This is a genomic window from Peribacillus sp. RS7 (assembly GCF_041956845.1).
GTDB lineage: Bacteria > Bacillota > Bacilli > Bacillales > DSM-1321 > Peribacillus.
Genome location: NZ_CP168135.1, coordinates 3164956 through 3189884 on the forward strand (window position 1 = coordinate 3164956; position 24929 = coordinate 3189884).

Consider the following 24929-nt stretch of genomic DNA (forward strand, 5'->3'; position numbering starts at 1 on the left):
GGGAGTGGGATTACATGGTTGGAGTTCAAGCGGCAGCATTTGAAAAAGCGGAAATGAAGCGTGATTATTATCATCTGATCATTAATGGCGAAAGAGTGGAAAGTTCTAATGGATCCACGATTGATGCGTACAACCCTGCGACTGGTGAAATCATTGCCAAAGTTGCAAAGGCGACTAAGGAAGATGCAGAAAGAGCTGTTCAAGCTGCACGTGAAGCATTTGATAATGGGAAATGGAAGAAAACTCCGATTAATAAACGATCTCGAGTTTTGAACAAAATTGCAGCAATCATGCGTTCACGCTTTAATGAATTGGTTGAATTGGAGGTTCTGAACAGCGGCAAATCCATTTCTGCAGCGCAAGGCCAAGTCATGCAGGCGATAGAAGATTTCGAGTTTTATGCAGGTGCTATAGTCGGACACCGCGGAACTGTCAATAATGTACCTGGTCAATTCCATAACTACACGGAAAAAGAGCCAGTAGGTGTTTGTGCTCAAATCATTCCTTGGAATTATCCTATGATGATGGCAGCATGGAAAATTGCACCTGCGATCGCAGTTGGCTGTTCAGTCATTGTTAAGCCAGCTTCGTTAACGCCGCTGACTGCAATCGTATTAGGGGAAATCTGTTTAGAAGCTGGTGTTCCTTCAGGAGTTGTCAATATCATTCCAGGTCCTGGATCGGACGTAGGGAATTACCTTGTCGAGCATCCGAAAGTGAATAAGGTGGCCTTTACAGGTTCTACGCCAATCGGCAGGGATCTTATGGGCAAAGCTTCACAGACATTAAAAAGGGTGACATTGGAGCTTGGCGGAAAGTCCCCTAATATTGTCTTCGAAGATGCGGACCTTGAAGCAGCTATCGATGGATCATTATATGGAATTTTCTACAATACTGGGCAATCTTGCGAAGCTAGATCCCGTTTATACGTTCACGAAGACATATATGATGAGTTCGTTGCCAGATTCGTGGAAAAAACGAAAAAATTGAAATTGGGCAATCCACTCGACAAAGAAACGCATGTCGGTGCAGTCATAGATCAAGGGCAATTGGATGTCATCGACAATTATGTACAATCTGCCATTGCTGATGGAGCGGAAATCCTGACAGGAGGAAAGCCAGCGGTTATAGAAAGTTTCGAGAACGGATATTGGTATGAGCCGACAGTCATAGCGAATGTCAATCATGAAATGAATGTAGTGAAAGAGGAAATATTCGGACCGGTCGTTGTCATTATGAAATTCAAAGATGAAAAAGAAGCCGTGCGACTCGCGAATGATACGGAATTCGGTTTGGGTTCAGCTCTTTGGACAAAGGATGGCGGCCGTGCGACTCGAGTGGCCAATCAAATTGAAGCGGGAATCGTCATGGTGAATTGCCCATTCTCCGCATTTCCTGGAACACCTTTCGGAGGCTATAAACAGTCAGGATTCGGCCGGGAACTTTGTATTGAGACACTTGATCTATATACAGAAACGAAAAGCATCATTTCCTATCATGGAAGCCGTCCCTTAAATCCCTTTGGAATTTAATAAAAACATAAAATAGGCGGCTGGCTGAACGGTATGTCGGAGAAGTAATTCAGATATGGATGAATGCTGATCTGATTCATCGTAGCCAGCCCTATTTATTTTTAAAGGAGGAATGAACGAATGATTAGAAATCTTGTGATTGTCGGATCTGGTGTCATGGGCAGGGGAATAGCCTATGTAGGAGCAACAGGAGGCTTCAACGTAGTATTGGTGGATGTGAATCAAGATGCATTGGAAAGTGCAAGAAAAGAGATCGATACCATTTTTGAAAAGGGTGTGCGCTATCAAAAAATCACCCAGGAAGAAGTGGCAGCAGCAAAAAGCAGATTTTCGTATTCTTCCAATTTGGAAGAATCAGCAGCATATGCCGATTTAATCATAGAGGCAGTTCCGGAAAAGGCAGAAATTAAGAGGGCAGTCTTCGAAACGATGGAAGATCATGCAAAAGAAGGCTGTTACTTTGCAACCAATACTTCCACAATGAGCCCGACGGAAATTGGTTCTTACGGAAAACGTCCTGAAAAAACGATTGCCATGCATTTCTTCAATCCTGTACAAAAAATGCCGCTGGTTGAAATTGTACGTGGTCTTGAAACCAGCGATGAAACGGCAGCCATAATAAAAGAAGTAGCCGAAAAAATGGGGAAAGAAACCGTGGTCATTAATGAATTCCCTGGGTTTGTAACCAGCAGGATCAGCTGTTTGGTAGGTAATGAAGCGTTCTTCATGCTTCAAGAAGGGTTAGGAACACCGGAAGAAATCGATAAGGCGATAAAGTTAGGGCTGAATTACCCAATGGGACCATTTGAGCTAGGAGATTTGGTGGGATTGGATGCCCGATTGAATAATTTAAAATATTTACATAGTAAACTTGGTGAGAAGTATCGTCCGGCCCCCCTCCTTGAACAGTATGTTAAAGCTGGCAGGCTCGGCCGCAAGTCAGGTAAAGGGGTGTACGATTATACACAAGATGGAGAGCTGGTGAGGAAATGAAGGATGTTGTGATTATCGATGCTGTGCGAACCCCAATAGGAAGATATAAAGGTGCTTTGAAATGGGTTCGTCCGGATGACCTCGGTGCGATTGTAATCAAGGCGCTGACAGATCGCAATCCAGAGCTGCCGCCAGATCAAATTGAAGATGTCATCTTCGGGAATGCAAATCAAGCGGGAGAGGATAATCGCGATGTGGCAAGGATGTCCGCCCTTTTAGCTGGTCTTCCAGTAAACGTAGCTGGAACGACAATAAATCGTTTGTGTGGATCCGGACTGGATGCCGTTATGTATGCTGCACGTTCCATTGCTGTAGGAGAAGGCGATATTTATATCGCAGGCGGGACTGAAAGCATGACAAGGGCGCCGTACGTCATGGCCAAACCTGAAGGTGAATTTCCGCGGGGTTCAATGGAGCTTCAGGATACAACGATCGGATGGCGTTTCACGAATGAGAAACTTAAAGAAATGTATGGCACGGATTCCATGCCTCAAACTGCAGAAAACGTTGCCCAGCAGTTTTCGGTTTCAAGGGAAGACCAAGATCAATTTGCATTTCAAAGCCAGCAAAGAGCGAAAAAGGCAGTGGAAGAAGAACGTTTCATTAATGAAATCGTACCTGTTCGATATACGGATCGTAAAGGTAATGAGGTCATTTTCGAAAAGGATGAACACCCTCGTCCTGACACGACCATCGAAAAGTTGGAAAAACTCAAACCGATCTTTAAAGGTGGCACTATAACGGCGGGGAATGCTTCGGGTGTAAATGATGGAGCTTCAGCATTACTATTGATGAGTGCAGAAAAAGCACGAAACCTTGGACTAAAACCTATGGCCAAATATGTTGTAGGTGCGGTAGCCGGCTTAGAACCGTCCATTATGGGCCTGGGTCCAATTCATGCAACTAAAAAAGCATTGGGAAGGGCGAGTTTATCGATTGAAGACATCGGGCTGGTTGAATTGAATGAAGCATTCGCTTCCCAATCCGTAGAGTGCATCCGCCAATTGAAATTGGATCAGGATAAAGTGAATGTCAACGGCGGGGCGATAGCATTTGGCCATCCACTCGGTGCAAGCGGGGCACGTATTTTAACAACACTTGTTCACGAAATGAAAAAGCGGAATGTACGCTATGGTCTTGCAACGATGTGTGTCGGTGTTGGTCAGGGAATTGCTGCCATCATAGAAAATATTGGAAATGATTGATGATTGGCCCTTATTTTTCTCAGTATAAGGGACATTTTCTTAAAAAAGGGGCGAGGACCCATGTCAAAGGTTATTTATAAAGTAGTAAATCAAATCGGCTATGTAACAGTGAATCGGCCTGACGTATTGAATTGCTTCGACTATGAGACACTTTCTGAACTCCAGGAAGTCATCGATGCAGTTTATACGAGCGGCGATATCCGCGTCGTCATTTTCACGGGTGCAGGGGAAAAAGCATTCAGCGCGGGCGCGGATTTGAAAGAAAGGAAGGCTTTGAATGATGCGGAAGTAAGAAGGAACGTAAAAGCGATTCGCGATGTTTTTAATAGTATCGCAGGGCTTTCGCAGCCAACCATAGCTGCCGTCAATGGATATGCATTGGGGGGAGGATTTGAATGGATGCTTTCATGTGACTTCGCAATTGCTGCTGAAGGTGTTTCTTTGGGGCTCACTGAAACTAGCTGGGCCATTATTCCCGGGGCAGGCGGTACACAACGGCTGCCGAGATTGATAGGGGAAATGAAAGCGAAGGAATTAATTTTTACCGCTAAAAAATTGACTGCAGAAGAGGCATGTCAATTAGGGATCCTTTTGAAGGTCGTGTCAAGGGATCAACTTATGTCAGCTTGTGAGGGATTGGCAGCCGATATCATGAAAAATGGGCCGATTGCAGTCAAACAAGCCAAATACGCGATTACCCAAGGGATGAATACAGACTTGCAAACCGGAATGGCCATAGAGGGAAAAGCCTATGAATTGACCATCCCGACTCAAGACAGATTGGAAGCACTCCTGGCATTTAGTGAACGGAGAAAAACGCAATTTTCAGGTAAATAATATTGCGGTTTCAATTCAAAAAGATATAATAATTATGTCGTCCGTGTGAAAATGGTAACAATGTGAGAGTGAGGTGAGAAAAATAGGAACTAATACGCAATCGATGATTTTTACGATATACGGTGATTATATCCGTAATTACGGAAGTAAAATCTGGATAGGCAGTTTAATTCGTTTATTAAAGGAATTCGGTCATAATGAGCAGGGCGTTCGTGTAGCCGTTTCACGAATGGTCAAGCAAGGGTGGATTCAGTCAGAAAAGCACGGAAATAAAAGTTATTACTTTTTGACCGATCGCGGTGTGCAGAGAATGGATGAAGCGGCCAATCGCATATATAAGATGAAACCAAATGAATGGGACGGTAAATGGCGTATCTTGATGTACACGATCCCTGAAGATAAGCGGCAATTACGGGATGATCTACGTAAAGAATTATTATGGAGCGGGTTTGGCAGTTTTTCCAGTGGTTGCTGGATTTCCCCTAATGATTTGGAGAAACAAATTAAGCGCTTGATCGAGAAATATGACATCAATGAATATGTTGATTTTTTCATTTCGGAATACAAGGGTCCAAAAGAAAATCAATCGCTTGTCGAGAAAAGCTGGCATTTAGAAGAGATTGAAAATAAATATGAAGAATTCATTGAGAAATACAGCAAACAATTCATCGTTCATCAAAGCATCATTAGCAGGGGGGAAATGTCCGATGCTGATTGCTTTGTGGAACGAACGAACCTGGTACATGAATACCGTAAGTTTTTATTTGTCGATCCGGGCCTGCCAAAGGAACTGTTGCCTTCAAAGTGGAATGGGAATCATGCTGCTCTTTTATTTAGCCAGTATTATCAAGTTCTGGCTGAACCGGCAAGCCGTTTCTTTGAAAGCGTTTTTCAGGAAAACAATGATTTATGGCGGAAAGACGAAACCTATGACGCCAAGGATCATCCTCTTATCATTAAGTGAAAAAGAGCTTCAGCCAGTCGCTAATGACGACTTGCCGGAGCTCTTTTCTACTTTAAGTCAACTAAAGACAACGGGGGAATTCCCTTTGTGATACTTAATCAAGTATCCCTTTGAAGTCCTTTCCTTTTTGAACATACGTATCAATCGAAAGTTGGATCAATTCAAGATCTTTATCATTCAATCTGCGAACCACTTTCCCCGGGGAACCGATAACCAGCGAACGTGGAGGTATGATTTTACCAGAGGAAATCAATGTATTCGCGCCGACAATGCATTCTTCGCCGATCTCTACATTATCCAATATCGTTGAGCCCATCCCGATGATGGACCGTTTTCCTATTTTACAACCATGTAGGATAACATTGTGACCAACCGTCACTTCGTCTTCAATGACAACTGGGCACCCTTCAAATAAATGAATAGTGGAGTTATCTTGAATACTGCATTTTTCTCCGATTGTAATTGAATCTTCATCACCGCGCAGAACGGAGTTAAACCAAATGGTCGATTCTTTCCCAATCGAAATATCTCCGATTAAATGGGCACCAGGTGCAACGAAAACGGATTCATCAATGGATGGCTTTTTATTATTGTACGGAATAATCATAGTCTCGCTCCTTTTGGAAAAGTCAGAATTGTTTTTCTAATGAATATAGTATAACATTAAATGGATAGGGAGGGATGAAAGTGAAATATATTTGTGAGCTTTTTTCGATAAAATATCCCATTATTCAAGGCGGCATGGGGAATATAAGCAATGCAAGTCTTGCCGCTGCAGTATCCAATGCAGGGGGCTTAGGGACAATAGGATGTGGTACCATGAATCCTGAACAGGTAGAAGCCATCATTCTCGAAACCAAAGATAAAACCAATAACAATTTTGCGTTGAACATTCCGATTAACGTTAGTCCATATACAGATGAGTTAATCAATCTTGTCCTGAAGCATGATATTCCTGTAGTTTCCTTATCTGCGGGAAATCCTGCCCCTTACATTCCACTATTGCAAAAAAAGAATATTAAAGTGATTGCCATCGTTGCATCGGTCAAGCACGCGCAAAAAGCGCAAGCTGCAGGGGCCGATGTGTTGGTAGCTGAAGGGTTTGAAGCTGCCGGCATCAATTCGAACCTGGAATTGACGACCTTTACACTCATTCCGCAAATTAGCAAGCATGTGACGCTTCCGGTTTTGGCCGCTGGCGGAATAGGCAATGGACAGGGGTTGGCCGCTGCGTTGATGCTGGGAGCGTCAGGAGTCCAGTTGGGAACCAGGCTGATCGCTACACAAGAAGCACCGTTCCATCCATCATATAAACAAAAACTAATCGAAGCGATGGGCAATGATACGTTTATATTGGGCAGATCCGTTGGCCAGGTAAGAAGAGTATTGAAGGACCGATATACGGAGAAAGTCCTGGATTTGGAAAAACAGGGACTGTCTCCTATTGATTACCGTGAAATGACCTCGGAAGTCCACCATATTAATGGTGCGATGAACGGTGATGTTGATAATGGTTTTATGAACAGCGGCCAGGTTGCCGGATTGATTGACGATATACCGACGGTAAAGGAATTACTTGATGGCATGATGAAAGACGCGAAAAGGCATTTGGAAGATGGATTGAGTAGGCTTTCCACCCCCTTTATGATTTGAGAACTAAGGGTATCGATTTTGTCATGTGTACATCTCTACCCATTTAGGGGCTATTCACTTGGTTAACTATATCGAATGCTTGAGGTCAATTCGTCCTCAAGTTTTTTTCGTTTCGGGACCATCGATATTCTATTATTATCGTTCTTCCTACAAGCTTAGTTCTGTAGTAAATAGCCCGATAACAAAACATGGACTCCATAAGAACATTGTTTTAGGATAACATTATGGAAAAATGCGGGTTAACTTGTGATACAATGGAAAATGTCCTTTTTGACATCATGGGTGCCCGGATTCATCTTGGAGCACCCCTTTTTATATGTAATAAAAGTTAGAAAAGGGGTAACCTCAATGGAAACTTTAATAATGGATATGATTGAAGCGTTTAAATCTTTATCTTATTTCGGTGTTTTGCTAGCTTTGACTTTTGAATTCATTCCTGCTGAAATAGTTTTGCCACTGGCAGGATACTGGGTTTATCAAGGGGATATGAATTTATACTTGACTATCCTTGCCGGTTCGCTAGGTGGGGTAACGGGACCATTGACGCTTTATGCCTTAGGCAAGTATGGCGGGAGACCGCTTGTATTAAAGTTCGGAAAATACTTTTTGATCAAAGATGAGCAGTTGAACAAAGCTGACCGCTTCTTTGAAAGGTATGGTGGGGGAATTGCCTTCTTTGGACGGTTTGTACCAGGTATTCGTACCGCCGTGTCGCTACCATGCGGAATATTGAAAATGAATATTTGGAAATTCATATTATATACCTATATGGCGATGCTTCCTGTTACAAGCGTTTATGTTTATTTAGGGTTTAAGTTAGGACCTAGCTGGGAGCAGGCGGGAGCCATCTTTTCACAATATGCGAATTTCTTGCTTATACCCATTGCACTTATAGTCATTTGGTTCATTATGAAGACTCGAAAACAAAAGCAAAGAGAAAAAATAAAAGTCAATCAATAACAAAGAAGGCGCCATGATCAGGCGCCTTTTTCATTTCTTTCATTATTAGCAGCCGCCACCGAAGCCGCCGCCGCCGAATCCCCAACTGCATCCAATGATGATTAACAAGATGAATAATACGATCAGCAATGCAAATCCGTTATCGAAACCGCCGCAGCCGCCACCGACGCCACAACAATCGTTACCATTTCCACCCATTTAATTTCCTCCTCATACATTTTATGAATTACATACCTAGCAAAACATCTTTACCGGGAATACTTCATACTATGTATTCTAGGCCGAAGTGTTTGCTTATTCATAAAAAATGGGCGTTGGTAAATCAAGGGGAATAAGCCCGAATATTTTTTTGATTTCGTTTAAAATGTTATAATATACCATATGGATTATGGGGGAAGGGAGCTGAACTTAGTCATGAGAGTTGCCATTATAACGGATGTGCATGGTAATGCTTCAGCGTTAAAAGCCGTTCTTAGGGATATTGATCAAAGGGATGATATAGATCATATCTATTGTTTGGGAGACATGGTTGGGATTGGCCCGGATACAAATGAAGTCCTTGAACTTTTATTTGCAAGAAATGATTTATCGATGATAACTGGAAATCATGATGAAGCTGTCCTGGCCATCATTAACGGGGAGCCGCATCCGGACGGTCATATTCATGTAAAGGAGCATCATGAATGGATAGCTGAAAGAATGCATCGGAATTTCATAACCAAACTGGAAAAATTGCCTCGCACCATACAGCATATCATTAATGATCACTCCGTTTACTTCACCCATTATCATATGGAATCGAAGAAATTGGATGAGCACATTAGCCAAAATCCATTTAGTAAAATCGTTGAACCGAATTTAAATAACTTAGAAACGCTTTTCAAAGATGAGCATCACGATTTAATAGGATTTGGACATCATCACCCTACCCACCTTTTTAAAAATGACCGAACGATATATCTGAACCCGGGATCTCTAGGCTGTAATGGTGAACCAATTGCTCCTTATGCCATTGTGACGATTGAAAATACAGGTATACAGGTAAATCTTGAAAAAGTCCTCTATGATAATTCATCGTTTCTGTTATCGTATAAAAGCTTACTGGTTCCCGAGTATGAATTCATTATACGGGCCTTCCATGGGGGACAGCAGGTGCGTTCATAAATGATGAAATATGGGGAAATATTCAGCATAAATGTACATGCCTGTGGATACGATAATAGGCAAAACATGATGATGCTGGAGGTAGGTTATGAAGGAAAAAGAACAGGTAAATCAAGAGCAGGAAGAGATGGAACGACACAGTCTTGTCTGTAATAATGAATTGTTTAATAAAGATTTACACGCCATTGTCGATGATACGATGCAAGAGGAAAGATAAATTGGAAGGAACGCTGCAGGAAATGTCTGTAGCGTTTATTTTTAGCTTTGAAATGGTTGAAGGCAGAGTATTGATCCCCGCTAAATGGATCAGGGCATACATTTTTTCCAGCGGTGAACCCGTGAAGTGAATCAATTGAAACCATTCTGGATTTATCCCATACTATATATAAGTTTTAAATCCGAGAGGAGGGATGGCATGGGACATCATCATGGTCACTCCCATGATCATGGGCACGGACACCACCACCATCATACTAATAATAAAAAAGTGTTGTTGGCATCTTTCTTATTGATCTCCACATTTATGGTAGTTGAGGTCATTGGGGGATTCATGACAAATAGTCTGGCTTTACTGTCGGATGCAGGTCACATGCTTAGCGATGCAGCAGCTTTAGGACTTAGTTATACAGCGATAAGGTTGGGGGAAAGGAAAGCGACATCGACCAAATCGTATGGATATAAACGGTTTGAAATCATTGCTGCCTGTTTGAATGGATTGACCTTGATCGTTATATCCGTATTCATTTTCATAGAGGCAATTAAGAGGTTCGTGGATCCCCCTGAAGTGCAAAGCTTGGGAATGCTAATGATTTCAATCATTGGTTTACTGGTTAATGTCATTGCGGCATGGATATTAATGAGCGGGGATAAGGAAGACAATTTGAATGTTCGGAGTGCTTTTTTACATGTGATGGGCGATATGCTCGGATCTGTGGGAGCCATTGCTGCCGCACTTTTGATTTATTTTTTCGATTGGGGAATAGCGGATCCGATTGCGAGCGTCATAGTCGCGATTTTAATTATTATCAGCGGTATTAGGGTGGTGAGGGATTCTTTCCATATCTTGATGGAGGGCACACCCGACCAAGTCGATATGGATGACGTAAAAGCATCCTTGATGGATTTGGACAGTGTATCCGATGTCCATGATCTCCATATCTGGACGATTACTTCTGGTTTTTTGACAATGAGTTGCCATGTTGTCATTGATGAGGGGGGCAATCACGATTCAGTTCTAGCAGAAGCTCAAAAACTTCTTCACGATCAGTTTGGAATTGAACATAGCACGATTCAAGTGGAAAGGCAGGAGGCAGGCTGTCCGAATCCACACGAGACATGTAATTGAAAAGAGGCCGGCTCTAAGTTAGAGCCAGTCTCTTAAGGGTGTTATCATAAGTTTTTACAAGCAATTTCATATCCATTTCCATATGACTTTATTGAACCAGTCAGATGCATCCCTGTAAAATGAGTCGAGAACACTTGTACAAAATAAGTTATGGAAAATACTAAGTGAAAACATCGGTCTGCGAACATAATCCTGACACATTCAAAGGGTAAGATTGAGGAAAAAAGCTTTGATTATTTTAATAGTTAGCATATACAAAATGATTCCACTATAATTCAGGAAGGAGGAATCCCTATATGAAGAAAATTCTTGTAGTAGAAGATGAAATTGCCATTTCGATGGTACTGAAAGCATATTTGGAGCGTGAAGGTTTTAATGTAGTCCAAGTATACGATGGACTAAAAGCCATTCCGGTTTTTGAAGATGCGAAGCCAGACCTTGTCCTGCTTGATGTCATGTTGCCTGGAAAGGAAGGCTGGGATATATTGAAGGAAATTCGGGAGGACGATACATGCCCGGTTATCATGTTGACGGCACTGAACGATGTAGATTACCGATTATCCGGATTTAAGTCAGGTGCGGATGATTACATCTCCAAACCATTTGTTGCCGAAGAAGTCGTGGCCCGGGTGCATGCCGTTTTAAGAAGGTCCTCGACGGTTGTTGCGGAAGATGAACATGTTCATGAGTTTGGGAGTTTAACCATCGATGACCAGTCTTATATGGTGCAATTGAATGGGGAAGAAATAAACTTGACTCCGCGTGATTTGTCGCTGCTCATTTTTTTCGCTAAGCACCCTAATCAAATCTTCACGAGAGAACAACTTCTCGATCAAGTATGGGGTATGGATTATGATGGCAGTGACCGTGCCGTGGACCTGGCGATCAAACGGATCAGGAAGGCGATTGATGCATGGCCTGTAACTGAGGGGGAAATAAAAACATTGCGTGGATTGGGGTATCAATTGAGTGTCTATGAAAACTAAAAAAAGAACCACTTTACAACGATATTGGACTAAGAGATACGTATTGACCTTGATTTCCGGTTTGATATTACTGTCTGTTTTTTCCTTATGGTGGATGGAAAAAACAGCTTTGGAATATAGGCTTAGCCTCCTTAAGTACTTAGCTGATGAAACATCCGACCGTGCGATAAAGGAAAATGGTCAGATTGTCGTTGGCCCGATCCTTGCGGAGATTGTTGAGGAAAGGGAGAAAATCCTTCATTTGAACCAACAGCCAATCATCTATATCGTCGACCCTGATGCCAGAATCATATATACGATGCCTCAATTGTATATCGATCCGGATGAAAATAAACTTCCGGACGTCATTATGAAAAATAAGGAGTTAATCCAGAAGGTCAAGATTTCCGACAACAAAGTATATGTCGTCAAATCCCCGATTACGTTTAATGGTGAGACGAGAGGCTGGGTGGTCATTGCACAGGAAGAAGGGGCATTGGAGGAAATCAACCAAGATCATGGCTTATTGGCAATCATGATTGGAGGCCTTCTAATTCTGGGGACGGGAGTCATTTATTTTCTTTCCAGGCAGATTTCGCGACCCATCCAAGACGTAGCTAACGCCGCTGTCCAGGTTCGTGAAGGCAACTACGATATCCATTTCAAAGAGGAAGAGGAGATCAAGGAAGAAGAAATTTATGAACTGATAGAATCTTTTAAGGAAATGACCAATCGATTGAAGGTCATGGAGAAATTGCGGGCAGAATTACTTGCAGGCGTAACCCATGATTTGAAAACGCCAGTGACTTCCATTAGCGGACTCATACAAGCGGTTAAGGATGAGGTCGTTACTGGAGAGCAAAGTAAGGAATTCCTCGATATTTCCTTAAAGGAAACTCAACGTCTGCAAGATATGATAGAGGATTTACTTAATTATAATGCCATATCGGCAGGAGCTTTTAAAATTCGGGTGCAAAAAGAAAATATCAATATATTCATCCAGGAAATCGCTTATCGCTGGCAAGTGACCCAGGATGATGATCAAGCTTTCGCTTTTGAGATAAAAGTACCTGATGAACCGGTCTTTGGTCAAATTGATTCATTGCGGATGCAGCAAATCGTCATTAACCTTTTGAATAATGCCAGGCATGCACTTGATGGCAACGGGAAAATTGCGATTCACCTTTATGAAAAGGATGAAGAACGAATCTTCATTGATGTACTGGACAGTGGCCGGGGAATCCCAAAACATGAACAACAATTTGTGTTCGAACCATTTTATCGGGGGGAAAACAAAAAGTTGAAAGTACGTGGTTTAGGTTTGGGACTGCCATTCAGTAAAATGCTCGCAAAAGCGCAAAAGGGAGATCTTGTTCTTAAGGATAGCAATGAAAAAGGTACCACCTTCACGATCATTATAGAGAAAGCGAATCAGATATAAAAAAAGGGTTGTCCGATTTTAATGGACAACCCTTCTTTTATGCAACTGCACGTAACATGCTAACTAATTATGCCAATTGGCTGATTGCACGCCATAATTGTACATGACGGACCTTCCTTGGAAGGAAGCGTCCCATTTCTTCTTCATTATATCCAGCATGCAAGTTCTTATGGTCGAAAATGATCGGCCTGCGGAGTAGATCAGGGTTATCTTGAATAAGCTTGCAAAGATCATTAAGTGGTGTATTATTTATATCGATATTCAGGCTTTTGAATTTTTTGGAACGGGTTGAGATGATTTCATCTGTTCCGCCTTCCGTTTTACGTAAAATCTCTTTTATTTCTTCTATAGAAAGAGGTTGGGAATATAGGTTGCGTTCATTGTATGAAATTTCATTTTTCTTAAGCCAAGCTTTTGCTTTACGACAGGCTAAACTGCTTGGAGTAGTATAAATTGTTACCATTTAAAATCGACTCCTTCAAAGTTTCAAAGTTTTAAAGTTTATTGGAATGAATTTATTTTTACATTTGTGATACTCTTACTTTAACGTTTCTATGTGTCAGCAAGATGTCAAGAAAAATAAACTTAAAAGTTATTTCAAAAGAAAGGGAGAAAATGAAATGCAATCTGCCTTTAATGAAAAAAAAACCGATTCGGTGAAAATGCCGAACAAGCACCAGCATAGGCTCATAATTAAGATAGATGAGCGGATAGTATCATGACAGGGGATTTTTGGTCACCTGTCAGGCTATCGATACAGGTGGCAGGTTTAGCGGGTATCCTTGTTTTCATTTTCGGGATTATCCTTGCGCGTATGATGGCTAAAAAGCAATTCAGGGGAAGAGTCCTGTTGGAAACAGCATTTTTATTGCCGCTTGTTCTGCCTCCTTCTGTCGTGGGTTTTTTATTGATCGTGATTTTTGGGAATAATGGAATGCCAGGCCAATTCGTTGAAAGGGTTTTTGATCAGTCCCTGATGTTCACGTGGTGGGCGGCGGTCATTGCATCCACTGTGGTGGCTTTTCCGCTTATGTATCAATCCGCTAAAACAGGTTTTGAGGGTATTGATGAAGAAATTGAAAATGCAGCAAGGGTTGACGGTGCCGGCGAATGGAGATTGTTCCTGTTTGTATCCCTTCCATTGGCAGTCAAATCCATCGTCACAGGTGGCATATTGAGTTCTGCACGTGCGTTGGGGGAATTCGGGGCCACACTTATGTTTGCCGGAAACATTCCCGGACAGACACAAACGATACCAACCGCGATTTATATCGCCATGGACTCAGGGAATATGACATTGGCATGGCTATGGGTTGCGGTAATCATCGTCATTTCATTCATTATGCTTTTTGTCGTGACGTACATAAAATGAATGCTGTTTCTCGAAGCTGCTTATGAAAAAGAGAGGTGCGGCCTCTATGTCTTCTTTATGGGTGAAGCCGTTTTTTTCATAAAGCTTCCGCGCAGGCAGGTTCATTTTACCGGTCGATACGGATATCGTATCCCAGCCACCTTGTAATTGAAGAGCAGTCAACAGGGTATCCGCAATACCCTGCCGAAAATAATCGGGGTGGACGACCATTCGGCAAATACGCATTAGCCTATTTTCCTTTGTATAGGATATTGCTCCTGCTAAGGCATCCCCCTTTAAAAAGCATATGAACGATTCATTACATTGAATGAAATGTTCATATGTTTCCAATAATGGAGGGATATCGGCATAGCCGATCATATCCGCTTCCACCTTATAGGATGCTTTTTGAAGTTTATAAAGCTGCCGGCCATAATCGGAGTCCAAGTCCCGAATTTTCATGATCAATCAAATCACTCCCTTTCATTACATTATAATGGAAGAGGGAGATTATTGTTTCTTATCAGTCTGTGTTATAATCGACAAACAATATGAACTAATGAAATGAGGAAGAAATTTGTTAACATTTGAAGAAAAATTGAGCATCATTGAAACTTTTCCGGAATTACAGCGAAAAGACGTTTCATTGGGACGTGTGAATTTCCATTATCCGGAAAGTGTCCAGGAGAAAAAGATCGTCGTTCAGCATTTGCATCCTAATGGAAATGGATTCGTTTACGCCGGCCATATGAGAAAAAAAGATACTGACCGTAAAGGGTTCATCAATATACGTGACTATAATGAAGCGGAATTAAAAGAACTAATCAAAAAAAGCATGGAATATCTTTCTGAACCTCCTGTTGAAATCGAGGAAGAGGAAAACGAGTTCGCTAGGTTGGAAGGAACATGGATTGGCCGTGAAAAGCAAGAGCTTTCACTTGAAAGGGAAGACCAACTTTGGAACGTGTATTCAGGTTCGAATCTGGAGGAGTGTTTCGAGAGTCCAGTAGAGGCGGAACGCTACTTATTGGACGAAGGCTTCCGTCAAAGCAAGAAGCGGAAAATGTAGAATTTTAGGATAATTTGTCGGTTGAATTACTGTGATAATCATGTTTTTTTTGGATTTCCCATGATATAATATGAGTAATTATTTTTGTTCGGAATAAGTTTGATAGAAGGATTTACTGTTATAGGATTCCTCTTGAAACATTATCCAGAACCAAAAATAGTAATAAAATGGATTTTTCCAAACACAGGAGGAACTATCATGGTACAAGGTAAAGTAAAATGGTTTAACGCAGAAAAAGGTTTCGGTTTCATCGAAGTTGAAGGCCAAGACGACGTATTCGTACATTTCTCAGCTATCCAAGGCGACGGCTTCAAAACGCTTGAAGAAGGCCAAGAAGTTTCTTTCGAAATCGAGCAAGGCGCTCGTGGACCACAAGCAGCTAACGTTCAAAAATAATTGAACGCATATAAAAAAAGACTCCGATTCTGGAGTCTTTTTATTTTTTTCCTTGTAAGGGAAGCCACGTTCATGCTTCTTTTTTTTCGGCCATTTCCTTCAATACTCTGTCCAATTTTTCTTCGATCCGTTTTGAACGATTAAAATGCCCTGTCAGGTAAAACACAATGAATATAACGAATACGACAAGCACTAGCATAAAAAGGATAGGCAGGAACTGAGTTATATTATCAGACATGTTTAACTCCTTTTTTCCTTCATTATACTTCATGTTCACCCTTGCTATGATACACGGAACTAAGTTTATTTTTAAAAAACTGAAAGGGATATGCGAAAATGCATATCTCCTTTCAGTCAGTTCTGGAATAGCGAGGCGAACTTTTGAAGTCTGGACAAGTCCGATTCTTGATACATTTGTTCTATCTTCAATGTCACCAATAACTGGCTCTTGGCAAATAACATGTCCCGGAAATGATCTACCGCCCCACAAAAATGATTGTAGTTGGTTTCACCAGTTCCGAATACTCCCGTTTTAAGATGAGCAATTGACAGCTGCTCCAGTTCTGTATAAAGTGCTGCTGATTTAGCAGGCAGCTCGCCGTTTCCCCATGTATAGGTACCAACGATCAATGCATCGTAATCCGGTAATGTACGTAAATCGAATTCATTCATTCGATATAGTTCAGATTTAGGTAATAGGGAAGCGATGGCTTCAGCAAGCGCTTTTGTATTGCCTCCGGCAGAATGATAGACAATGGCAACTTTATAGCTCATCGAACCCATTGCTGGCATTTACTTGACTGTATGTCCTAGACTTCTGTTCGAAGAAATCGGTTTTGGTAAGGCCGATGGATTCATCATCGAACGTTTTGATCCATGGCATCGGGTTCTCGCTATATTCTTTATACAAGTTTTCAAGGCCTAGCATGCGTAACCGTTTGTTGGCTATATATTCGATGTATTCATTGAATTCTTCCAAATCGAGATCGGCTTTGGTTTGGATATCTTCAAGCATATATTCAGACCATTCCTTTTCGAGTTCGACGGCTTTTTCAATCGTTGTATAAATGAACTTCGTGTTTTCTTCATTATTTAACTCAGGATATTCATACATCAAGATTTGAACGAGCATTCCAATGAAATCGAAATGGACCATTTCATCGCGATGAATATAGGATATCATCGTAGCCGAACCGGTCATAAGGTTCTGGCGTCCTAAATTATAATAGAAAGCGAAAGCCAAATAGAAATAAATCCCTTCGAGGTTCGTTGAATGGATCAGTGCCTCGAATAAATGCTGGGGGCTTGGATCGTCCACGAACGTTTGATAGGCATCCACGATCGGTTGATTACGCTTTATTACTTCAGGATGTTCTTTAATGCGGTCGAAAAGCTGTTTTTGCTTGCCTACTGGGATCAGGGAAGCAAGGATATAGGAATAAGATTCATTATGGATGGATTCCTGCTGGGCCATATTGGCCAGGATAGCTTTTGCCGCCGGATCTTTGATGTACCGAAGGATTTCTACTAAAGTGGGCGTTTGTAGACTGTCCATTCCAGCAATCATCGTAAGGATATCAAGAAAAGCGTCCTGGATATCCTCGTCCAATTCGCCCCACTGCTTTTTATCCTGAATCATGTTCACGCTCGATGGTTTCCAAAAGTTATTGATGAGCTGAGTATAGGTATCATAGAATTTTTCATACTGAATATCGTTCCAAAGGAGAAAGCCTGAAGCTTCTCCTTTGAAAACACCTGTCGCTTTAGTTGGATGCGTTGGTTCCAGCATCCGGATCTTTTTGATATGATTTGTCATTCGTGAAAACTCCTTTAAGAGTAGATTACTGGGTTATGGTTGTCGTTAACTTGAACAGCTTTCGCAGGCATTGTCATATTCGGAAGAAGTTGAACGAACATAATATGTTGATTTCAACCCGGATTCCCAAGCGGTTAAATGTATATCCAATAGGACCTTGGCTTTGATTGTGTTGTGTACATACAGATTAAAGCTGATTGCTTGGTCAATATGGCGTTGGCGGGCAGCATTTTGCCTGATGCTTTCCAGTTGATCCAAATTAAATCGGGTCTTTTTATAATATTCATACGTATTTGGCGTCAAGCCTGGTGCGGTCACCTTGAATTTAAAGTTTTTCTTTTCTTCGTAAAATTCAATTTCATACAAAGGATCGATCCCATCCGTGGAATTACCGATCTTGGCGGTCGATGAATTGGGGGCAATGGCCATTAAATATCCATTACGGGTCCCGTGTTCCTGGACGTTTGCTTTTAAATCCATCCATTTTTGATCCGTATAGTCACGCAGTTCGAAATATTCCCCTGTATGCCAATCCGATCCTTCGAAATATGGGTACGTTCCTTTTTCCTTAGCCAATTCATTGGATGCCTTGATCGTTAAGTAAGCGATCTTTTCGTATAATGCATCGGCATATTCAACAGCCTCATCCGATTCCCAATAAATATTCTGTGTGGCAAGTAAATGATGCCATCCAAACGTTCCTAAACCAATTGCCCGGTAACGTTTGTTCGAGATGGATGCTTGCTTGACCGGAAGATTATTCACATCGATTACGTTATCCAGCATCCGGATCTGAATGGGAATCAACCTTTCCAAAACATCGCTGCTCACCGCACGGGGCAAGTTAATGGATGAAAGGTTGCAGACAACGAAATCGCCGCTTTTACGAACAACAACGACATCTCCATCTTCTGTTTCGTATTCATCCGTGATCGTCGAAGGGCTTAAGTTTTGAGCAATCTCGGTGCAAAGGTTAGAACAATAAATCATACCTTTATGTTTATTTGGATTCTTCCGGTTCACTTCATCGCGGTAGAACATATATGGTACGCCTTCTTCTAATTGAGAAATCATGATGCTTTTCATGATGTCCATCGCATTGATCTTTTCAAAGCTATAGTTTGGAAGCGAACCATTTTCTGCGGCTTCTACAGCAAGTGCATAATGATTCCTGAAGCTTCCTTCGCCTTTCTTCTCGTCGTAAAGGTCTTCAAGTGAGAATCCAAGGGTTTGCTTGACGGTATGCGGATCGAAAAGATACCATTCTTTTCTGTCACGTACAGCCTCCATGAATAAATCAGGAATGCATACACCCGTAAAAATATCATGGGCTTTTAATCTGTCATCCCCGTTTTGCGTCTTCAAATCAAGAAAGCTCATGATATCTTTATGCCAGGCATCCAAGTAAATCGCGATGGCACCTTTACGTTGCCCCAATTGATCGACACTGACAGCTGTCTGGTTGAATAGTCGAATCCAAGGAGTCGTGCCGGAACTATTTCCAGAGAAACCACGGATATCGGAACCAAGCGAGCGGATCTTACCAACGTAAAGACCGACACCGCCGCCGAATTTTGATACTTTTGCGGCATCGTAGTTAGATAGGTAGATACCATCAATGGAATCTTCAATTGCGTCGATAAAGCAAGAGCTTAACTGTCCATGCGTTTTTCCTGCATTGGAGAGTGTAGGTGTCGCAACAGTCATATAAAGGTTGGACATTGCCCAGTAAGCTTCTTTGATAAGTTGCAGGCGGTGCTCCGTTTTTTCCAATCGCATGATTTCCATCGCGATGATCATGAAGCGCTCTTGGGGCAGTTCGTAGACCTTGTCCTTTTTTGGGCGGGCTAGGTAGCGATCGTTTAATAAGTAGATGCCTATGTAAGAAAATAATTTATCCTTTTCCGGGTCGATCACCGAACCCAATTCCTCAATTTCCGCTTTCGTATAAGAAGAGAGCAGTTCTGATTTATAGATGGGGTAACGCTGGCCTTCTGAAAGTTGGGAGAGTTCCGTGATCAGTTCATAGAATGGGCCATAACTCATGCCTTCATAACCTCGATTGGCTTGTGCATCCCTATACATCGCATTCAACAGTTCTGCTGCAGCAACGAACGTCCAATCGGGAGCATCGATATCGACACTTTCCAGAGCGAGCTGAATCAGTTTCTTTGATGCCTGTTCTTCGGTTGAGTCACTTTTGCGATCAAGCCATTTTGTAAAACGCTTCTTGAACTTTTCCATATCGAGACGGCCTTCAAATTCCTTCGATAACATCTCAAGCTGGATGGAATTCGTGTCGGTGTCATTTTCACTTATGGTAGAGTTATATGTTTGAGTCATTAATAATCCTCCTTGTAAACTTCCGCTAAAATAAAAAAAAACCGCCCAATGAATTGAGCGGATCAAACGATAGAATAAAAGAGCCATGAAAAAATAGCCATTATGCTATCGTTTCATCATCTCAATCCCCGAAGAATAAGAAACGTGAAAAATTCAAGGCAGGTCTCCTGACTCATGATCATCCTACTTTGAGTCCTTCCCGTATAGAGAGCTATACAGTGGTTTCTCATTTCGTCACATTTACAGTTGCGGGGACAGTTCCGGGTTCGCACCGGATTCCCTTTTCAGCCATCGCTGGCACCTTGGATTACAAAAAATTCTATATATAGTTATTAGTGTTGTTTATGTAATCAATATCTAGTATTTCTGCTTATATTATCGTAAGCCATATACGATGATAATTCAACTAATATATTTGAGAAAAACCAACCCTTATCTATTGACAAAGAGAAGGTAGAGGGTGAAAGAATGAAAGATTTTATTGGGGAATGGGTAATTCAAGCACTGAATTTAGGGGATTTTGTGTTAAAATAAAGTGTATAGTAAAGGTGGCTCTCCTTTATTGCGATAAGGGGATTCGCGGAAAAATATTTATGAAAAAGGAGATAAAATCTTGGAAAAAGTATTAGTTTTTGGACATAAAAACCCGGATACAGACACAATCTGTTCAGCAATCGCTTATGCAGATCTGAAAAAGCAGTTAGGTATCAACGCTGAACCAGTTCGTCTTGGTGAAGTGAATGGTGAAACTCAATATGCGTTGGACCACTTCAAATTCGAAGCTCCTCGTCTTGTGGAAAAAGTGGCAGGGGAAGCTGATGGCGTGATCCTGGTCGATCACAATGAACGCCAGCAAAGTGCTGAAGATATTGACCAAGTACGTGTGTTGGAAGTTATCGACCATCACCGCATTGCTAACTTTGAAACAAGCGATCCTTTATATTACCGTGCGGAACCAGTTGGCTGTACGGCAACCATTTTAAATAAAATCTATAAAGAAAACGGCGTTGAAATCCCAAAAGCGATTGCAGGTCTTATGCTGTCTGCCATCATTTCGGATTCTTTATTGTTCAAATCGCCGACCTGCACGGAGCAAGACGTTGCAGCAGCTATGGAACTGGCTGATATTGCGGGAGTCAACGCTGAAACATATGGTTTGGAAATGTTGAAGGCGGGAGCTGACTTGAGCGACAAAACGATTGCCCAGCTTATCACTCTTGATGCAAAAGAATTCTCCATGGGCATGGCTAAAGTGGAGATAGCTCAGGTCAATGCTGTTGATCCGAACGAAGTCCTTGCTAAGCAAGCCGAACTAGAAGCAGCCATTGAATCGGTCATCGCTGTGAAGGAATTGGATTTATTCCTATTCGTAGTAACGGATATCCTGACCAATGATTCTGTTGCCTTGGCTCTTGGTAAAGCAGCCAACGCAGTGGAAAAAGCATATGACGTTTCATTAAACAATAACATCGCAGTCTTAGAGGGCGTTGTATCGCGTAAAAAACAAATCGTGCCGGTCTTAACGGGCGTATTCAGTAAATAATATAGGGAAAGGGGTGCTCATTAAAAACGTGGGCATCCTTTTTCTGTACATGCAAAAAAAGACTCAACCATCCATTTAAAGGTGTTTGAGTCTTTTTTCTTAATTCAAAGTTTCCTTTTCTTTTTCATAGGCGATGACAATCAGTTCTTTATTGGCTTCCTCGCCAAGTTTGCTTTCAAAGCTTTTCAGTTCATTCAATAAATCTGGTGACAGATTTGCTGCCGTATAATCCTGCTCGGATGTCATGCTTTTCGCTCCTTTCAAAAGGAAATATTTCATGTTATCTATTTTGTCGGTTTGAAAAGTTTCTATTCAGCAGAGTTTTACTTCTTCAAGAAATTTTACTTTCGGATGTAGCGAGTTTTTCCAGCAATAACGAACTTTCCTCATCGAGGCCTTGCACCTGGACAGGTGTACCTCGTAGCTGATATTTTAGGACAACCGTATCAACAGCACCGACTGCAGAAGCATCCCATATTTTAGAGAGGGAAAAGTCGATGATGATTGCATCGGCTTTTTCCTTGAAATCGAACTTCGAAACAAAGTCCTGGACCGAAGCGAAAAATATTTGTCCGCTAATACGATAAGTGATTTTCTTAGCATGGATGTCTTCCGTTTTCTCAACAGTCACTTTAGAAATTTTAGCTGAGAAGAAAATCATGCTCAAGAGCACTCCAGCCAATACCCCTTTTGATAAGTCATGCGTATATAGGACAATGAGGACCGTCACGATCATCACGGCTGCATCCGTCCTTGGAGCCTTATTGAGCCTCTTTAGGGAAGACCAGTCAAATGTCCCGATTGAAACCATGATCATGACTGCTGCAAGTGCAGCCATCGGTATTTTAATAAGGACGTCATTCAGTACCACGATTAATACCATAAGGAATGCGCCAGCTACAAAAGTGGAGAGTCGGCCCCTTCCTCCTGATTTAATATTGATACCGGATTGACCGATCATTGCACATCCTGCCATGCCGCCAAAACATCCGGCGATGATATTAGCAATTCCTTGGCCTTTGGCTTCCTTATTTTTATTACTGTCCGTGTCAGTCATTCCATCGACTATTTGTGCTGTCAATAACGATTCAAGCAACCCCACAAACGCCAGGGCAATGGAATATGGAAAAATGATCGCCAAAGTTTCGAAGGTCAAAGGGATGTCTGGAAGCATGAACATCGGAAGTGCTTCGGTCAATTGCCCCATATCCCCAACAGTCCGTACCGTAGCCCCCGTAGTAACTGCAACGATCGTCATGAATATGATGGCGACAAGTGGTGAAGGAATGACTTTCGAGATCAGCGGAAAAAGATAAATGATAGCTAATGAAACGGCTGTCATGACATACATGATCCATGTTTCGCCGACGAAATGGGTGAGCTGTGCCGTGAAAATCAAGATGGCTAAAGAATTCACGAAACCAGTCATGACTGGCTTTGGGATGAACTTCATTAATTTCCCGATTTTGAAAACCCCTAGTAAAATTTGGAGCAATCCCGTCAATATTGTTGCAGCAAGTAAATAGTTCAAGCCGTGATCTTTAACAAGATCGACCATGACGAGTGCCATTGCTCCAGTGGCAGCCGATATCATTCCCGGCCTTCCGCCGACAAAAGAGATGACGATGGCAATGCAGAATGAGGCATATAGACCAACCATTGGGTCTACACCAGCAATGATCGAAAAGGCAATCGCCTCTGGAATCAATGCCAAGGCAACGACAATTCCGGATAGAACATCTCCTCGAACGTTGCCAAACCATTCCTGTTTGTATGCAGATGTATTCAAAGAAACACTCCTTCTTTCTTTTACTTATGTGTGTTAATCTTCTTTTTTAACGCACTAAATTATAGCATGAGTACTTCTTTCTATCTATATGGATAATAGAAACGACAAATTGAGGGCTATTCATGTCTTATCATTTACAGGCGAATGAACGGAGTATGCTCAGAAGGAAGATTTGGTGCAAGAAGTGCCAGTTCTATAATTGAGGAAACAAAGGCTGAAGAAACCTCGATCTTACTATACGATGAATCGGTAAACATTTATTGTAAAGCACTTCGATAGGGTTTTCGAAACTGAATGAAACGATTATCCCAAAATGGGGGGATGAATTGCAGTTGTCGGTTCCGTTGGTGGTGAATTGGAATGATACATTTAGCCAATAAGGCAATGGACGCATTTAAATTGGGCTTTATTGAAACTGGAAGTGGAGTTTACGCCTTCCCATTAAAACCTGATTGAAAAAGAGGTAGAATAAGCCTCGGAATGGGATCCTATGAAAGAACAACTGTACTTGAATATTAAGAAATCATCATGACTAAAGGGATGCTGTGATGCTTTTGATGATACCGGTCGAAAGGGAACTCGCAACTGCGTATTGGGAAGAAGCATACCATTATCTAGTGAACAGCCATTTTCAAGAAGCTTTCCTTGACGATGCATATGGAGGTGGGCGTTACCACAATTAAGCTGGAGGATTATCATTATGCCTACAAACAGGGCACGCATGCTTATAATGCCAGTAGAATGGATTCCCGAAAGGATTTATATCAATGGGCATGAGGTAAAATGGATTTTTTTACCGGAACGAGATTTTCCCTTTTCACCATGCATGGTAGTGGTGAAGGAGCCCTGTGTAAGGGGCTATCCCTTTTCATTGATACTGGATTTACATTTTGGACATGTCACTTCTTTATAATGCTTGAACCTGATCTTTCGTAGGTCGCTTCTGGTCAACATTGCGAATACATTATATCTTGTTCCGCAAGCACAAGTATTTTTATCTTTAACTATGTGTCTCTCATCCGTAGTAGCTGAATAAATGGTTGGAAAAAACATATATAACCCTCCTTTTTCTAATTTTAGGCAAATTAAAAAGGGGCAAGAAATAAATAATAAAGCGATCTAATTCAAGATAAATCTTGGCAGCCCGGCTGCCATGACAACTAAGTTGTTGGGTTAGGCCCGTGGCTTTGCGTCTTTTACTTTCATAAAATTTGCCTAAAATAATCTTAACATAAAATTGAAGTGCGGAAAAAATACTTATCAGTTTAATGGGTGGGGATGAAGATATTAAAGTGGTTAGCCCCAACGGTAACATTTAGCTTGTTTAATTCATTTTCTGTTGAATCCATCTTTACAAGGGTTGCATGTTATTCACTGAAAGGCTTGAAAGTGATCCGTTTCCAATCTTTTTTCTCGGTTTTCCTTCGATAATACCGCATTCACTTCAGTAACAAGATTTCCTTCTGCTATTTCCAATGATTTTTCTTCTAACTTTTTTTCTGATCCGACCAAACAAACCTGTTGAGAAGTAACCAGTACTACGGCTTTATGAGCATTAAACAT

The 24929-nt window shown here is 41.6% G+C and carries 28 protein-coding genes and 2 riboswitches; of the genes, 17 read left to right on the forward strand and 11 right to left on the reverse strand.

All coding sequences use genetic code 11. The annotated features are described in order from the left end of the window. The first annotated feature begins 14 nt into the window (after positions 1-14). The 5 genes from ACDZ29_RS15880 to paaX all read left to right on the forward strand — a co-directional run bounded on the left by ACDZ29_RS15880 (position 15) and on the right by paaX (position 5531). Positions 15-1532, forward strand: coding sequence for an aldehyde dehydrogenase (locus tag ACDZ29_RS15880; RefSeq protein ID WP_370014097.1), 1518 nt, complete (start codon positions 15-17; stop codon positions 1530-1532). A 120-nt stretch (positions 1533-1652) separates the two neighbouring features. Further along, a complete protein-coding gene (locus ACDZ29_RS15885) occupies positions 1653-2525 on the forward strand; it encodes a 3-hydroxyacyl-CoA dehydrogenase (RefSeq protein WP_370014098.1) in 873 nt (290 codons plus the stop codon). After that, positions 2522-3730, forward strand: coding sequence for an acetyl-CoA C-acyltransferase (locus ACDZ29_RS15890; protein WP_375088143.1), 1209 nt, complete (start codon positions 2522-2524; stop codon positions 3728-3730). Before ACDZ29_RS15885 ends, ACDZ29_RS15890 begins: the two co-directional genes overlap by 4 nt. Positions 3731-3790: 60 nt before the next feature. Next, positions 3791-4567, forward strand: a complete 777-nt coding sequence (locus tag ACDZ29_RS15895) for an enoyl-CoA hydratase-related protein (protein WP_375088144.1) — start codon at positions 3791-3793, stop codon at positions 4565-4567. An 82-nt stretch (positions 4568-4649) separates the two neighbouring features. Next, complete coding sequence (gene paaX, locus ACDZ29_RS15900) at positions 4650-5531, forward strand: phenylacetic acid degradation operon negative regulatory protein PaaX (protein ID WP_289327244.1); 882 nt, start codon at positions 4650-4652, stop codon at positions 5529-5531. A 94-nt stretch (positions 5532-5625) separates the two neighbouring features. Here the strand turns inward: paaX and ACDZ29_RS15905 are convergent, their stop codons facing one another. Beyond that, positions 5626-6138 (reverse strand): gamma carbonic anhydrase family protein, encoded by a 513-nt coding sequence (locus tag ACDZ29_RS15905; RefSeq protein ID WP_289317660.1) that lies wholly within the window; start codon positions 6136-6138, stop codon positions 5626-5628. A gap of 80 nt (positions 6139-6218) precedes the next feature. Here ACDZ29_RS15905 and ACDZ29_RS15910 point away from each other — a divergent pair, with 80 nt between their 5' ends. Continuing rightward, positions 6219-7184, forward strand: a complete 966-nt coding sequence (locus tag ACDZ29_RS15910; protein WP_289323964.1) for a nitronate monooxygenase family protein — start codon at positions 6219-6221, stop codon at positions 7182-7184. Between the two features lie 348 nt (positions 7185-7532). Next, the gene (locus tag ACDZ29_RS15915) at positions 7533-8144 is read left to right on the forward strand and encodes a DedA family protein (protein WP_289323965.1); all 612 of its coding nucleotides are present in this window, start codon (positions 7533-7535) and stop codon (positions 8142-8144) included. 45 nt (positions 8145-8189) lie between these two features. On the opposite strand, the gene ACDZ29_RS15920 is transcribed toward ACDZ29_RS15915, so the two are convergent. Then, positions 8190-8342, reverse strand: coding sequence for a YjcZ family sporulation protein (locus ACDZ29_RS15920; protein WP_370014103.1), 153 nt, complete (start codon positions 8340-8342; stop codon positions 8190-8192). A 216-nt stretch (positions 8343-8558) separates the two neighbouring features. Here ACDZ29_RS15920 and ACDZ29_RS15925 point away from each other — a divergent pair, with 216 nt between their 5' ends. The 5 genes from ACDZ29_RS15925 to ACDZ29_RS15945 all read left to right on the forward strand — a co-directional run bounded on the left by ACDZ29_RS15925 (position 8559) and on the right by ACDZ29_RS15945 (position 13059). Then, positions 8559-9308, forward strand: a complete 750-nt coding sequence (locus ACDZ29_RS15925; protein ID WP_289317656.1) for a metallophosphoesterase — start codon at positions 8559-8561, stop codon at positions 9306-9308. 88 nt (positions 9309-9396) lie between these two features. Then, entirely contained in the window at positions 9397-9525 is a 129-nt protein-coding gene (locus tag ACDZ29_RS15930) for a hypothetical protein (RefSeq protein WP_289317655.1), read from the forward strand. A gap of 198 nt (positions 9526-9723) precedes the next feature. Further along, complete coding sequence (locus ACDZ29_RS15935; protein WP_289323968.1) at positions 9724-10653, forward strand: cation diffusion facilitator family transporter; 930 nt, start codon at positions 9724-9726, stop codon at positions 10651-10653. A gap of 296 nt (positions 10654-10949) precedes the next feature. Continuing rightward, positions 10950-11639: a response regulator transcription factor gene (locus ACDZ29_RS15940; protein ID WP_289317653.1), complete on the forward strand. Its 690-nt coding sequence runs from the start codon at positions 10950-10952 to the stop codon at positions 11637-11639. Further along, complete coding sequence (locus ACDZ29_RS15945) at positions 11629-13059, forward strand: sensor histidine kinase (protein WP_375088145.1); 1431 nt, start codon at positions 11629-11631, stop codon at positions 13057-13059. The genes ACDZ29_RS15940 and ACDZ29_RS15945 overlap by 11 nt, the downstream gene beginning before the upstream one ends. A gap of 67 nt (positions 13060-13126) precedes the next feature. On the opposite strand, the gene spx is transcribed toward ACDZ29_RS15945, so the two are convergent. Further along, complete coding sequence (spx, locus tag ACDZ29_RS15950; protein WP_057912582.1) at positions 13127-13522, reverse strand: transcriptional regulator Spx; 396 nt, start codon at positions 13520-13522, stop codon at positions 13127-13129. 255 nt (positions 13523-13777) lie between these two features. Between spx and modB the strand changes: the two genes are divergently transcribed. Then, entirely contained in the window at positions 13778-14431 is a 654-nt protein-coding gene (modB, locus tag ACDZ29_RS15955) for a molybdate ABC transporter permease subunit (RefSeq protein ID WP_375088146.1), read from the forward strand. Here modB and ACDZ29_RS15960 read toward each other — a convergent pair. After that, positions 14393-14872 (reverse strand): GNAT family N-acetyltransferase, encoded by a 480-nt coding sequence (locus tag ACDZ29_RS15960; RefSeq protein ID WP_375091152.1) that lies wholly within the window; start codon positions 14870-14872, stop codon positions 14393-14395. The two genes, modB and ACDZ29_RS15960, sit on opposite strands and share 39 nt — an antisense overlap. Positions 14873-14987: 115 nt before the next feature. Between ACDZ29_RS15960 and ACDZ29_RS15965 the strand changes: the two genes are divergently transcribed. Together ACDZ29_RS15965 and cspD are read left to right on the forward strand one after the other, a co-directional pair. Next, positions 14988-15479, forward strand: coding sequence for a hypothetical protein (locus ACDZ29_RS15965; RefSeq protein ID WP_289317650.1), 492 nt, complete (start codon positions 14988-14990; stop codon positions 15477-15479). A gap of 198 nt (positions 15480-15677) precedes the next feature. Beyond that, positions 15678-15875 (forward strand): cold-shock protein CspD, encoded by a 198-nt coding sequence (gene cspD / locus ACDZ29_RS15970; protein ID WP_289323971.1) that lies wholly within the window; start codon positions 15678-15680, stop codon positions 15873-15875. Positions 15876-15945: 70 nt separating this feature from the next. Here cspD and ACDZ29_RS15975 read toward each other — a convergent pair whose 3' ends face one another. The 4 genes from ACDZ29_RS15975 to ACDZ29_RS15990 all read right to left on the reverse strand — a co-directional run bounded on the left by ACDZ29_RS15975 (position 15946) and on the right by ACDZ29_RS15990 (position 19968). Further along, positions 15946-16113: a hypothetical protein gene (locus ACDZ29_RS15975; RefSeq protein ID WP_289323972.1), complete on the reverse strand. Its 168-nt coding sequence runs from the start codon at positions 16111-16113 to the stop codon at positions 15946-15948. 116 nt (positions 16114-16229) lie between these two features. Next, positions 16230-16667, reverse strand: a complete 438-nt coding sequence (locus ACDZ29_RS15980; protein WP_375088147.1) for a flavodoxin domain-containing protein — start codon at positions 16665-16667, stop codon at positions 16230-16232. Continuing rightward, entirely contained in the window at positions 16639-17691 is a 1053-nt protein-coding gene (locus tag ACDZ29_RS15985) for a ribonucleotide-diphosphate reductase subunit beta (RefSeq protein WP_289317647.1), read from the reverse strand. Before ACDZ29_RS15985 ends, ACDZ29_RS15980 begins: the two co-directional genes overlap by 29 nt. A 45-nt stretch (positions 17692-17736) precedes the next feature. Further along, positions 17737-19968 carry a ribonucleoside-diphosphate reductase subunit alpha gene (locus tag ACDZ29_RS15990; RefSeq protein WP_375091153.1) on the reverse strand — a complete coding sequence of 744 codons (2232 nt, stop codon included), beginning with the start codon at positions 19966-19968 and terminating at the stop codon, positions 17737-17739. Between the two features lie 205 nt (positions 19969-20173). Next, positions 20174-20354: riboswitch (cobalamin riboswitch) on the reverse strand. 293 nt (positions 20355-20647) lie between these two features. Here ACDZ29_RS15990 and ACDZ29_RS15995 point away from each other — a divergent pair. After that, a complete protein-coding gene (locus tag ACDZ29_RS15995; protein WP_289323975.1) occupies positions 20648-21577 on the forward strand; it encodes a manganese-dependent inorganic pyrophosphatase in 930 nt (309 codons plus the stop codon). A 99-nt stretch (positions 21578-21676) separates the two neighbouring features. On the opposite strand, the gene ACDZ29_RS16000 is transcribed toward ACDZ29_RS15995, so the two are convergent. Continuing rightward, positions 21677-21823 carry a hypothetical protein gene (locus ACDZ29_RS16000; RefSeq protein WP_289323976.1) on the reverse strand — a complete coding sequence of 49 codons (147 nt, stop codon included), beginning with the start codon at positions 21821-21823 and terminating at the stop codon, positions 21677-21679. An 85-nt stretch (positions 21824-21908) separates the two neighbouring features. Next, positions 21909-23366 (reverse strand): SulP family inorganic anion transporter, encoded by a 1458-nt coding sequence (locus ACDZ29_RS16005; RefSeq protein ID WP_375088148.1) that lies wholly within the window; start codon positions 23364-23366, stop codon positions 21909-21911. A 548-nt stretch (positions 23367-23914) separates the two neighbouring features. Between ACDZ29_RS16005 and ACDZ29_RS16010 the strand changes: the two genes are divergently transcribed. Then, on the forward strand, positions 23915-24049 hold the full coding sequence (locus ACDZ29_RS16010) for a hypothetical protein (protein WP_289323979.1): 135 nt from the start codon (positions 23915-23917) through the stop codon (positions 24047-24049). A 452-nt stretch (positions 24050-24501) separates the two neighbouring features. Further along, positions 24502-24592, reverse strand: a riboswitch (cyclic di-GMP riboswitch). 145 nt (positions 24593-24737) lie between these two features. On the opposite strand, the gene ACDZ29_RS16015 is transcribed toward ACDZ29_RS16010, so the two are convergent. Continuing rightward, complete coding sequence (locus ACDZ29_RS16015; RefSeq protein WP_375088149.1) at positions 24738-24929, reverse strand: hypothetical protein; 192 nt, start codon at positions 24927-24929, stop codon at positions 24738-24740.